The 12,228-nt window shown below is 69.3% G+C and carries 10 protein-coding genes; 9 read left to right on the forward strand and 1 reads right to left on the reverse strand.

All coding sequences use genetic code 11. From position 1 onward, the window contains the following. The first annotated feature begins 1 nt into the window (after position 1). The gene (locus ACDP63_RS00520; protein ID WP_024842503.1) at positions 2-2,605 is read left to right on the forward strand and encodes a nitrate reductase; all 2,604 of its coding nucleotides are present in this window, start codon (positions 2-4) and stop codon (positions 2,603-2,605) included. A 27-nt stretch (positions 2,606-2,632) separates the two neighbouring features. Here ACDP63_RS00520 and ACDP63_RS00525 read toward each other — a convergent pair whose 3' ends face one another. Beyond that, positions 2,633-3,745 (reverse strand): ABC transporter ATP-binding protein, encoded by a 1,113-nt coding sequence (locus ACDP63_RS00525; protein ID WP_024842504.1) that lies wholly within the window; start codon positions 3,743-3,745, stop codon positions 2,633-2,635. A gap of 92 nt (positions 3,746-3,837) precedes the next feature. On the opposite strand from ACDP63_RS00525, the gene ACDP63_RS00530 reads away from it, so the two are divergent. The 8 genes from ACDP63_RS00530 to ACDP63_RS00565 all read left to right on the forward strand — a co-directional run bounded on the left by ACDP63_RS00530 (position 3,838) and on the right by ACDP63_RS00565 (position 12,227). Continuing rightward, the gene (locus ACDP63_RS00530) at positions 3,838-4,851 is read left to right on the forward strand and encodes a Fe(3+) ABC transporter substrate-binding protein (RefSeq protein ID WP_024842505.1); all 1,014 of its coding nucleotides are present in this window, start codon (positions 3,838-3,840) and stop codon (positions 4,849-4,851) included. A gap of 22 nt (positions 4,852-4,873) precedes the next feature. Further along, positions 4,874-6,517, forward strand: coding sequence for an ABC transporter permease (locus ACDP63_RS00535; protein ID WP_024842506.1), 1,644 nt, complete (start codon positions 4,874-4,876; stop codon positions 6,515-6,517). Between the two features lie 53 nt (positions 6,518-6,570). Continuing rightward, positions 6,571-6,990, forward strand: a complete 420-nt coding sequence (locus ACDP63_RS00540; protein ID WP_024842507.1) for a DUF2946 family protein — start codon at positions 6,571-6,573, stop codon at positions 6,988-6,990. Positions 6,991-7,058: 68 nt separating this feature from the next. Beyond that, positions 7,059-8,060, forward strand: coding sequence for a DUF1775 domain-containing protein (locus ACDP63_RS00545; RefSeq protein WP_024842508.1), 1,002 nt, complete (start codon positions 7,059-7,061; stop codon positions 8,058-8,060). After that, entirely contained in the window at positions 8,047-8,679 is a 633-nt protein-coding gene (locus tag ACDP63_RS00550; protein ID WP_024842509.1) for an SCO family protein, read from the forward strand. Before ACDP63_RS00545 ends, ACDP63_RS00550 begins: the two co-directional genes overlap by 14 nt. Before the next feature lie 407 nt (positions 8,680-9,086). Next, a complete protein-coding gene (locus tag ACDP63_RS00555) occupies positions 9,087-10,364 on the forward strand; it encodes an ABC transporter substrate-binding protein (RefSeq protein WP_024842510.1) in 1,278 nt (425 codons plus the stop codon). Positions 10,365-10,434: 70 nt separating this feature from the next. Further along, positions 10,435-11,397, forward strand: coding sequence for a carbohydrate ABC transporter permease (locus ACDP63_RS00560; protein WP_114669360.1), 963 nt, complete (start codon positions 10,435-10,437; stop codon positions 11,395-11,397). Continuing rightward, positions 11,394-12,227, forward strand: coding sequence for a carbohydrate ABC transporter permease (locus ACDP63_RS00565; protein WP_024842512.1), 834 nt, complete (start codon positions 11,394-11,396; stop codon positions 12,225-12,227). Before ACDP63_RS00560 ends, ACDP63_RS00565 begins: the two co-directional genes overlap by 4 nt. Position 12,228 lies beyond the last annotated feature (1 nt).

Here is a 12,228-nt window from a genome sequence, read left to right on the forward strand (position 1 = left end):
CATGCAGAGCATCCGCACAACCTGTCCCTATTGCGGCGTGGGCTGCGGCGTGCTGGCCGCGCCGGACGGCCGCGGCGGGCTGGGCATCGCCGGCGACCCCGATCATCCGGCGAACAAGGGCCGGCTTTGCGTCAAGGGCTCGGCGCTTGGCGAGACAATTGGTCATGCCGGGCGGCTGCTTGCCCCGCGTATCCACGGGCGCGAGGCCGGCTGGGACGAGGCGCTGGATCTGGTCGCGCGCCGGTTTTCCGAAACCATCGCCAAGCACGGGCCGGATTCGGTCGGCTTCTACGTCTCGGGGCAGCTGCTGACCGAGGATTACTATGTCGCCAACAAGCTGATGAAGGGCTTCATCGGCTCGGGCAATATCGACACCAATTCGCGGCTCTGCATGGCCTCGGCGGTGGCGGGGCACCGGCGGGCCTTCGGCACCGACACGGTGCCGGGGCTCTACGAGGATCTGGAACTGGCCGATACGGTGGTGCTGGTCGGCTCGAATCTGGCCTGGTGCCATCCGGTGCTTTACCAGCGGCTGGCCGCGGCGCGCGAGGCGCGGGGCACGCGGGTCGTGGTGGTCGATCCGCGCCGCACCGCCACCTGCGACATCGCCGACCTGCATCTGCCGCTGGCGCCGGGGTCGGATGCGGCGCTGTTCAACCTGCTTCTGGCAGAAATCGGCAGAAAATCAGAGATCTGTGCAGATAACCTGGAAGGAATCGAGGATGCCATGGCCGCCGCGCGCGAGACGCTGCCCTCGGCCACCGGGCTGGCGCACAGCCAGATCAGGCAATTCCTCGACCTGTGGCTGCACAGCGACAAGGTGGTGACGGTCTGGTCGCAGGGTGTGAACCAGTCCGACAGCGGCACCGACAAGGTGAATACGATCCTGAACTGTCACCTGGCCAGCGGCCGCATCGGCCGGCCGGGCATGGGCCCGTTCAGCGTCACCGGCCAGCCCAATGCCATGGGCGGGCGCGAAGTCGGGGGGCTCGCCAACATGCTGGCCTGCCACCTGGAGATCGAGAACCCAGCGCATCGCGAGGCGGTGCGTGCCTTCTGGAACGCGCCGCGCATGGCCGAGCGGCCGGGGCTGAAGGCCGTGGACATGTTCCGCGCCGTCGAGGACGGCCGGATCAAGGCGCTGTGGATCATCTGCACCAACCCCGCCGCGACCATGCCCGAGGCCGACCGCGTCGCCCGCGCCATCGCCGGATGCGATTTCGTCGTTGTCTCGGACATCATGGCGCGGACCGACACCGTGCGGCTGGCGCATGTGGCCTTGCCGGCGACCGGCTGGGGCGAAAAGGACGGCACGGTGACGAATTCCGAACGCCGCATCAGCCGCCAGCGCCGGACGCTGGCCCCCGCCGGGCGGGCGCGCGACGACTGGCGCATCCTGGCCGAGGTCGGGCGCCGCATGGGCTGGCCGGGGGCCTTCGGCTGGACCAGCCCAGCCGAGGTCTTTGCCGAACATGCCGCGCTGTCGGGCATCGCGGGCGGGTTGGGCAGCGATTTCGACATCTCGGCCCATGCCGGCATCACCCAGGCGGAATATGACGCGCTGGAGCCTTTCCTTTGGCCGCAATCGGCGGGCAGGCAGGGCGGGCGGTTCTTTGGCGACGGGCGGTTCCATACGCCCTCGGGCCGGGGGCGGATGGTCGCGGTCACGCCGCGCCCGCCGCAGCCGGTCGGCGGGGATCATCCGTTCCGGCTGAACACCGGCCGGGTGCGCGACCATTGGCACAGCATGACCCGCACCGGCCTGTCGCCTCGCCTGTCGCGCCACCTGGCCGAGCCCTTCCTGGAACTGCACCCAAGCGATGCCGCCCGGCTGGGCCTGGCCCCCGCCAGCCTGGCCGAGGTCGAAAGCCCGCAGGGCCGGGCCGTGCTGCGGGTGCTGGTCAGCGACCGGGTGGCGCCGGGCCATCCCTTCGCCCCGATGCACTGGACCGGAGAGACCGCGCCCTCGGGCCGGGTCGATGCGCTGGTGCCGGGGACGGTCGATCCGGTCTCGGGCCAGCCGGCGCTGAAATCGGCACCGGTGGCGATCCGGCCCTTTGCCGCGCGCTGGTTCGGCTTTGCCGTCTCGGCCAGCGCGATCCGGCCGGATTGCGACTATTGGGCGCGGGCGACGCTGCCCCGCGGGGAGCAGGCCGAACTGGCCGGGCTGGAGATGCCGCAGGACTGGACCGCCCATGCCCGCGCGCTGTTCGGCCTGCCGGACGAGCCGCTGGTGCTGCATGACCGCGCCCGCGGGCAGGTGCGGCTGGCCTTCCTGCGCGAGGGGCGCTTGCGGGCGGCGCTGTTCGTGGCGCCCGGGCCGGTGGGCCTGTCGCGCAGCCATGTCGCGGCGCTGCTGGGCGAGGGCGGGGCCGAGGTGCTGGCCGGCCGCCCCGGCGCCGACCGCCCGGACGAGGGCGCGCTGGTCTGCGCCTGCTTTGGCATCGGCGTGAACAGCATCGTGCGGGCCATTGCCAGCCAGGCCCTGACCTCGGTCGAGGCAGTGGGGCAGGCGCTGCGGGCGGGCACCAATTGCGGCTCGTGCCGGCCCGAGATCCGCGCGCTGCTGGAGGCCGGCACCGCCTGCCGGGCGGCGGCCGAATAGGGGGCGGCCGAGTAAGGGCGGCCGATCCTATTCGTTCTCGCAGGCAAAGACCATGGCGCTGCCGGGCTGGGCGGCGACGCGGATCAGGCTGCCCGGCGCGGGCAGGACCAGGCCGGGAATGCGCGATTTCATCGCTGCACCGCCGGGTTCCAGCCGGATCTCGATCAGGCTTTCGCGGCCCAGATAGCGCGCGCGTTCGACCCGCGCCGGGGTGCCGCCGGCCTCGGCCGGGACCAGGTGCTGCGGGCGGACGGCGACCTCGGCCCGGCTGCCCTCGGCCAGGCCGGGGGCGGGAAAGGCGCCCAGCACGGTCTGCACCCGCCCGCCCGCCACCCGGCCCGCGACGATGTTCAGGTCCGAGAAGAAGGCCGCGACGCCGCGGTCGGCCGGGCGGTCGTAAAGCTCGTCCGGGCGGCCTTCCTGGATCAGCCGGCCCCGGCGCATGACGGCGATGCGATGGCCCATCAGCATCGCCTCCTCGGGGTCGTGCGTGACCATCACCACCGCGGTTTCGGTTTCGCGCAGCAGGTCCAGCGCCGCGTCGCGCACCCCGTCGCGCAGCCGGTGGTCGAGGCTGGAGAAGGGTTCGTCCATCAGCATCAGGCAGGGCCGTGGCGCCAGGGCCCGGATCAGCGCCACGCGCTGCTGCTCGCCGCCCGAAAGCTCGTGGGGGTATTTCGCGGCATGGCCGGCCAGGCCCACCCGCTCCAGCAGCGCGGCGATCCGGTCGCGGTCCTGCCGCGCCGGGCCGCGCAGGCCGAAGCCGACATTCGCCGCCACGTCCAGATGCGGGAACAGTGCGAAATCCTGGAACACCATCCCGACCGGCCGGCGCTCGGGCGGCAGGAAGGCGCCGCCTTCCGACATCGGCCGGCCGGCGATGCGCACGACGCCCGAATCGGGCCGCTCGATGCCGGCGATCATGCGCAGCGTGGTGGACTTGCCGCAGCCCGAAGGGCCGAGCAGGCAGGTCACCTGGCCGGGCGCCACGCTGAAGCCGACATCCTCGACCGCCGCCACGCCGGCGAAACGGCGGCACAGCGCCTCGACCTCCAGCATGGGCGGGGACGGGGTATCGGGTGCGGCAACGCGCGCATCCACCTGGCTGGCCCAGTCGGGAGGGCTGGCGAATTGGTTCATCGGCATCCCTTCGTGACCGCAACCGCATGAGAATAGTTTACATTACTAATTAGTTTAGTAAACATGTCGAGAAATCGCAAGGAGGACAGGGAATGCGTGTCGGACTATCTGGAGTGATCGGTATCCTGCTGGCGGCGCAGGCCGTCGCCGCAAGCGCCCAGGAAGTGAACCTTTACACCACGCGCGAGCCGAACCTGATCGAGCCGCTGCTGGCCTCGTTCACCGAAACCACCGGGGTCAAGGTCAACACGATCTTCCTCAAGGACGGCCTGCCCGAGCGGGTCGAGCAGGAGGGCGAGGCCTCGCCCGCCGATGTGTTGATGACCGTGGACATTGGCAACCTGGTCGACCTGGTCGACCGTGGCCTGACCCAGCCCGTCGAATCCGAGGCGCTGGCCGCCGCCATCCCGGAAAACCTGCGCGACAAGGACGGCAACTGGTTTGCGCTGTCGCAGCGCGCGCGGGTGCTTTACGCCGACAAGGATCTGGATCTGGCGAGCTTCACCTATGAAGACCTCGCCAAGCCGGAATGGCAGGGCAAGGTCTGCATCCGTTCGGGCCAGCACCCCTATAACGTGGCGCTGACCGCCTCTTACATCGTGCATCACGGCGAAGAGGCCGCCAAGGCCTGGCTGGAAGGCGTCAAGGCGAACCTGGCCCGCACCGCCGGCGGCGGCGATCGCGACGTGGCGCGCGACATCATGGGCGGCATCTGCGAGATCGGCATCGCCAATTCTTATTACGTCGGGCTGATGCGCAGCGGCGCCGGCGGCCCCGAGCAGGAGGAATGGGTCAAGGCGATCAAGGTCATCCTGCCCACTTTCGAGGGCGGCGGCACGCAGGTCAATGTCTCGGGCGCCGCGGTGGCCAAGCATGCGCCGAACCGCGACCAGGCGGTGCAGCTGCTGGAATACCTGGTCTCGGATGAGGCGCAAAGGATCTATGCCGAGGCGAATTTCGAATACCCGGTCAAGCCCGGCGTGGCGGTCAGCCCGGTGATCGAGGACATGGCGGGGCTTCAGGTCGACGGCACCGACCTGACCGAGATCGCCCGCCAGCGCAAGGCGGCGAGCGAACTGGCCGAGGCGGTGGGATTCGACAACTGAACCCGCCGCGGACGCAGGCCGCATGACCCCGGAACTGACACGAATCCCCCGCGTCCGCGCGGGGATGGGCTGGCAGGCGGCGGCTTTGGCCGTCGCCGCGCTGGTTCTGCTGCCGGTGCTGGCGCTGGGGCTGTTCGCGCTGCGGGGCAGCCCGGGGCTGTGGGCGCATCTGGTCAGCAATGTGCTGCCGGTCGCGGCGCGGCAGACGGTGATCCTGCTTCTGGGCGTCGGCGCCATCGTCGCCACGCTCGGCACGGTCACGGCCTGGCTGGTCGCGGCTTGCGATTTTCCGGGGCGGCGCATCTTCGGCTGGGCGCTGCTGCTGCCCTTGGCGGTGCCGACCTATATCGTCGCCTATGCCTATCTGGACCTTCTGCACCCGGTCGGCCCGGTGCAGGGCGTGATCCGCGGCTGGCTGGGCTATGCCAGCCCGCGCGAGTTCCGCCTGCCCGACATCCGCTCGATGCCCGGCTGCATCCTGCTCTTGGGGCTGGTGCTTTACCCCTATGTCTACCTGCCGGTGCGGGCGCTGTTCGCCATGCAGGCGGGCAATCTGCTGGATGCGGGGCGCACGCTGGGGGCGGGACCGGTCGCCACCTTCCTGCGCGTGGCCCTGCCGCTGGCGCGGCCCGCCGTCGCCATCGGCACCGCGCTTGCGCTGATGGAGGCGATGAACGACATCGGCGCGGCCGAGTTCCTGGGCGTGCGCACGCTGACCGTCTCGGTCTATTCGACCTGGATCAACCGCTCGGACCTGCCGGGCGCGGCACAGATCGCGCTGGCGATGCTGGCCATCACCATGGCGCTGGTCATGCTGGAGCGCCGCGGCCGCCGGCGCCAGCGCTATGCGGCGGGTGCGCAGCCCCTGCGGCGCATGCGGCTGCGCGGCTGGCGGGCCGGGGGTGCGATGCTGGTCTGCGCGCTGCCGGTCGCCCTGGGCTTCGCGGCGCCGGCCTGGTATCTGGCCAGCGCGGCCTGGGCGCGCTATCGCTTTGCCGGGCTTTCGCCGCGCATCATCGAAGAGGCCGGCAATACCGCCTTGTTCGCCGCGGCGGCGACGCTGGTCGCGCTGCTGCTGGGCCTGGTCGTGACGGGGGCGGCGCGGATGCGGCCCGGACGCCTGACCCGCAGCATGGCGCGGCTTTCGACGCTGGGCTATGCGGTGCCGGGCACCATCCTGGCCATCGGGCTTTTGCCGGTGATCGCGCTGGCCGACCGGCAGATCGCCGCCGTCTCGCAGGCGCTGCTGGGCGCGGGGCCGGGGCTTTTGCTGCTGGGCTCGGGCGCGGCGCTGGTCTATGCCTATGTCGCGCGGTTCCTGGCCATCGCCACCGGCGGGATCGAGGCCGGGCTCAGCCGGGTGCCCGCCTCGCTCGACCATGCGGCGCGCACGCTGGGCCGCAGCCCCGGCCAGGTGTTCCGGCAGGTGCATGTGCCGATCTCGCGCCCGGCGCTGGCGGCCTCGGGGCTGTTGATCTTTGTCGACTGCGTCAAGGAACTGCCGGCGACGCTGCTGCTGCGGCCGCTGAACTTCGAGACGCTCTCGACCCATCTTTACGGCGAGGCGGCGCGCGGCACCTATGAGGACGCGGCCATCGTCGCGCTGATCATCGTCGTCATCGGCATCCTGCCGGTAATCGTGCTGGCGCGGACGATTCGCCGGTGATCGCGGCATATTGTCCCTTTCCTCCGGCGCGGATTTCTGACAGGGCTGCGCCCATGCAGGGTCGAAGCGGACATCGGACGACGGGGCTTGGACGCGGCGGGCCGCTCTGGCGCCTGGGCCGCTGGCTGGCGGTGCTGCCTTTCCTGCTGTTCTCGCTGATCCAGCCCGGCACCATGATCGCCCGCGACGCGCAGGGCGCCGTCGCCATCGTGCTGTGTTCGGGCGAGGGGCCGGTGCAGATGGCCGTTGCCGCCGATGGCAGCCTGGTCCCGGCCGACGAGATCCCGCATGGCGATCCGCATGCCTGCGCCTGGGCGCCGCATGGCCAGCCGCTGTTGCAGGGCGCCGTGGCCGACGCGCCCCAGCCCCTTGCCGCTGCGGCGCGCCTTGCGCTTTGGCCGGCGCCGCCGGCCCCGCCGCATGCCTCGGCCCTGCCTGAGCCCTCGGCGCGCGGACCGCCGCGCCTCATCTGACGGAATCCTGTTTCGGCAGCCGACGGGCCAGGGCCCGGCGGCGCCTTTTCCACAAGATGAGAACGATCATGCAAAATCCTGTTTTCGGCGCGCTTTGCGCCACGCTTCTGGGCCTTGCGGCCGGTCCCGCCCTGTCCCATGCCACGCTGGAGAAATCCGAGGCCGCGGCCGGTGCCGCCTATCGCGCGGTGATCCGCATCGGCCATGGTTGCGACGGCCAGACCACCCACACCCTGCGGGTCGAACTGCCCGAGGGCTTTTACAACGCCAAGCCCATGCCCAAGCCGGGCTGGACGCTGGAGACGGTGAAGGGCGCCTATGCCCGGCCCTTCGACAATCACGGCACCCAGATGACCGAGGGCACGCGCGAGGTGGTCTGGTCCGGCGGTGCGTTGCAGGACGACTGGTATGACGAGTTCGTCATCCGCGGCACCGTCGGCGCGGATGTGGCGCCGGGCACGGTGCTGTATTTCCCCACCGTGCAGGAATGCGCAGAGGGCAAGGCGGACTGGACCGACGTTTCGGGCAGCAAGGAGGTGCCGAACCCGGCGCCGGGCCTGACGGTCACGGCGGGCAAGGCCGATCACGGGCATGGGCATGGGCATAGCCACGGGCACGGGCATGGGCCTGATGCCCAGGCCGCGGCTGCCGGCGGTCCGGTGGTCCTGGGCGATCTGGCGCTCAGCGGCGGCTTCAGCCGCGCCACGCCCCCCGGCGCGCCGGTGGCGGGCGGCTTCCTGACCATCGCCAACGGCGGGGACGAGGATCGGCTGGTCGCCGCCCATGCCGATTTCGCCGGCCGCACCGAGATTCACGAGATGGCCATGGAGGGCGAGGTGATGCGGATGCGCGAACTGCCCGATGGCCTGGCGATTCCGGCCGGGGCCACGGTCGAACTGAAGCCCGGCGGCTATCACCTGATGTTCATGGAGTTGAAGCAGCCGCTGGTCGAGGGCGAAACGGTCAATGTCACGCTGAGCTTCGAAAAGGCGGGCGAGGTCAGCCTGCCGCTGGCGGTCGGGCCGCGCAATGCCGGGGCGCAAAAAGGAGGTGGCCATGGCGGACACTAAGGGCAAATCCGGGTTGAAACCGCTGCGCTATGCGCTTTGGGCGCTGGTCGTGCTGGCGCTGGCCGGGCTGGGCTGGTTCCAGCTCGTCTCGCCCCGCTCGGGTTCGGGCACGGGCTCGATCGCCGATGCCGGGACGGCGGCGCTGGGGCGGGGCGACTACCGGCTGGTGGCGACCGACGGGACCGAGTTCAGCCAGGCCGCGCTGAAGGGCCAGCCCTCGGCGGTGTTCTTCGGCTTCACCCATTGCCCGGATGTCTGCCCGACCACGCTGGGCGACGTCGCCAGCTGGCAGGAGGAACTGGGCGAGGACGGCAAGAAGCTGCGGGTGTTCTTCGTCACCGTCGATCCCGAGCGCGACACGGTCGAGGCCTTGCGCGAATACGTGTCCTGGGTGCCGGGCGTGGTCGGGGTCTCGGGCGCGCCGGAAGAGGTCGCCAAGGCGATCAAGGCGTTCCGCATCTATGCCCGCAAGTCGCCGCTGGAAGGGGGCGACTATACCATGGACCATTCCTCGACCATGCTGCTCTTTGACGGCAACGGCGATTATGCCGGGCTGATCGGCTATCAGGAGGATCGCGAGCGCGCCCTGGCCAGCCTGCGCCGCCTGCTGAACGGCTGAAGTCTTGCGGCGCCGGACTTCCGGCGCCGCTTCCCCATCCGGCGGGCGGGCCGGTTTTCGTCTCCGAAATGTTTTGGAAAACGGCTTGGCGGGTGATTCCCAGCCCTGCGCCGGTGATTCGGCCGCGAAAGCGCCCTTGTCGGCGAAACGCGCTGTCTGATGTTAGCGCATGACATCCGCTGTCCCGCGCGTTCGTCGCGCCGCCCGGCGCGACGATACGGTTTTTCCCAGGAAACGCACGGTTTCTTGCAGCCCGCCGCCCGGTTCCGGCGGGTTTCGTCGGAATTATTGACCGGACCGGCCGGATGCGGTAGAAATTTCCCGAAAGGTTTCGGAACGGGCCGAGGCAGGCAGGCCCGATACTGCGAACGGTGCTGGGAGGCGCCTTTACCAAGGGGAGGATGAGGATGGGACGTATCAGCCGGGGCGCGCTGCGCCCGGTCGCATTGGCCGCGCTCATGGGCAGCATCGCGCTGCCTGCCGTGGCGGACGAGCTGTTCTATGTCGCGGGCGGCGTCGGCAAGCAGGCCGAGCATTTCAAGGAACTGGTCAAGCCCTGGGAGGAACGCACCGGCCACACGGTGACGCTGGTGCCGATGCCGCAGTCCAGCTCGGACCAGTTCGCGCAATACCGGCTGTGGCTGGCGGCGGGCACCAAGGACGTTGACCTGTATCAGACCGACGTGATCTGGGCGCCGCAGCTTTCCGAATATTTCGTCGACCTGTCCGAGGCGGCCAAGGATATTGTCGGCGAGCATTTCCCCTCGGTCATCGAAAGCCAGACCTCGGACGGCAAGCTGGTGGCGCTGCCGCTCTATACCGATGCCCCGGCGCTGTATTACCGCACCGACCTGCTGGAGAAATACGGCAAGGAGGTGCCCAGGACCTGGGCCGAACTGACCGAGACCGCCAAGCTGATCCAGGATGGCGAGCGGGCCGCGGGACAGGGCGACCTGTGGGGCTTCGTCTGGCAGGGCAATGCCTATGAGGGGCTTACCTGCAACGCGCTGGAATGGGTGAAATCCTTTGGTGGCGGCCAGATCGTCGAGGCGGACGGCACCGTCTCGATCAACAATCCGCAGGCTGTGGCGGCGCTGGAACTGGCGGCAGGCTGGATCGGCACCATCAGCCCGCGCGGCGTGCTGGCCCATAAGGAAGAAGAGGCGCGCGGCGTCTGGCAGACCGGCAACGCGGTCTTCATGCGCAACTGGCCCTATGCCTTCGCGCTGAGCGGCGGCGCCGACAGCGCGGTCAAGGACAAGTTCGACGTGGCGCCGCTGCCAGCCGGCACTGAGGAGGCCGGCTCGGCCGCGACGCTGGGCGGCTGGAACGTCGCGGTGTCGAAATTCTCGACCAAGCAGGAGGCGGCGGTCGATCTGGCGCTCTATCTCGCCTCGGCCGAGGCGCAGAAACGCCGCGCGCTGCTGGACGGCAACCTGCCGACCGTGGTCGCGCTTTACGACGACCCCGAGATCGCCGAGGCGGTGCCGCTGATCCCGCGCTGGAAAGAGGTCTTCGCCGATGCGGTGCCGCGCCCCTCGGGGCCGACCAAAAACAAGTATAACGAGGTCTCGTCGAAATTCTGGTCGGCCGTGCATGACACGCTGTCGGGCAACGGCAGCGCGGCCGAGAACCTGGAGCTGCTGGAGCTGGAGTTGAGCGACATGCAGGGCTCGGGCTGGTAAGGCGCTTGGCGGGGGCTGGCGGGTTTGCGCCGGCCCCGACCGGCCCCTGCGGCCGATGAGGAGTTTCCCCATGACTGACCCCATCGCGGGCCGCAGCGGCGGTCCCAGCCTGCGGCAGCGTCGGCAAAGGGCGGCCTTCTGGTTCCTGGCCCCCATGCTTTTCGCGCTGCTCTGCGTCGCGGCCTGGCCGCTGGCGCGCACCATCTGGTTCTCGTTCACCAACACCACGCTGTCGAACCTTTATGGCGGCGAATGGATCGGCTTCGACAACTACCTGTCGATGCGCACGCTGTCCTCGGGGCGGGTGGTCTGGCGCGGCACGCTGGTCGATCCGGCCTGGTGGAACGCGGTCTGGAACACCGTCCGCTTCTCGCTGATCTCGGTCGGGTTCGAGACGGTGCTGGGCCTGATCGTGGCGCTGGTGCTGAATGCCGAGTTCAGGGGCCGCGCCCTGGTGCGCGCCGCCATCCTGATCCCCTGGGCGATCCCGACCATCGTCTCGGCCAAGATGTGGGCCTGGATGCTGAACGACCAGTTCGGGATCCTGAACGACATCCTGCTGCGGCTGGGGCTGATCAGCGAAAAGATCGCCTGGACCGCCAGCACCGAAACCGCAATGACCGCCGTGCTGATCGTCGATATCTGGAAGACCACGCCCTTCATGGCGCTGCTGATCCTGGCCGGCTTGCAGATGGTGCCGCGCGACATCTACGAGGCGGCGCGGATCGACGGCATCCATCCGGTCAAGGTGTTCTTCCGCGTCACCCTGCCGCTGATCAAGCCGGCGCTGATGGTGGCGGTGATCTTCCGCATGCTGGACGCGCTGCGCATCTTCGACCTGATCTATGTGCTGACGCCGAACAGCTCGGCCACCAAGACCATGTCGGTCATCAGCCGCGAGAACATGATCGACTTCGACAAGTTCGCCTATGGCGCGGCGCAATCGACGCTGCTCTTCGCGATCATCGCCGTCTTCGTCAGCGCCTATATCTGGCTCGGCCGCGTGGACCTGGGCGGGGAGGGCTCGAAATGACCCGTCACAAGCTGCTCAAACGGATCGGCTTTTACGCGCTGGTCGTGGTGATCGTCGTCTTTTCGGTCTTTCCCTTCTACTATGCCGTCGTGACCAGCTTCGCCTCGGGGACGGCACTGTTTCGGGTGAATTACCTGCCCGCGGGCTTCGACCTGCGCAACTACCAGGCGGTGCTGGGGTCGAGGAACTTCCTTTATTCCATCGGCAACTCGCTGATCATCGCCACGGCCACGGTGGGGCTGTCGCTGTTCCTGGGCGTCACCGCCTCATACGCGCTGGCGCGGGTGCGGTTCCGGGGGCGGGGGCTTCTGCTGATGACCATCCTGGCCGTGTCGATGTTCCCGCAGATCGCCGTGCTGGCCGGGCTGTTCGAGCTGGTGCGCTTCCTGGGCATCTTCAACACCCATTGGGCGATGATCCTGTCCTACACGATCTTCACGCTGCCCTTCACCGTCTGGGTGCTGACCACCTTCATGCGCGACCTGCCGGTCGAGATCGAGGAGGCGGCGATCGTCGACGGCGCCAGCCCCTGGATCATCATCACCCGCGTCTTCCTGCCGCTTCTGTGGCCGGCGATGGTGACCACCGGGCTTCTGGCCTTCATCGGCGCCTGGAACGAGTTCCTGTTCGCGCTGACCTTCACCAGCACTGAAAGCATGCGCACCGTGCCGGTGGCCATCGGCCTGCTCTCGGGCGCCTCCGAGCAGGAGATCCCCTGGGGCCCGATCATGGCCGCCTCGGTCATCGTGACGGTGCCGCTGATCGTCCTCGTCCTCATTTTCCAGCGCAAGATCGTGGCGGGCCTGACCGCCGGCGGCGTGAAAGGTTGAA

This window comes from Paracoccus sp. P2, assembly GCF_046335115.1.
Classification (GTDB): Bacteria; Pseudomonadota; Alphaproteobacteria; order Rhodobacterales; family Rhodobacteraceae; genus Paracoccus; species Paracoccus pantotrophus.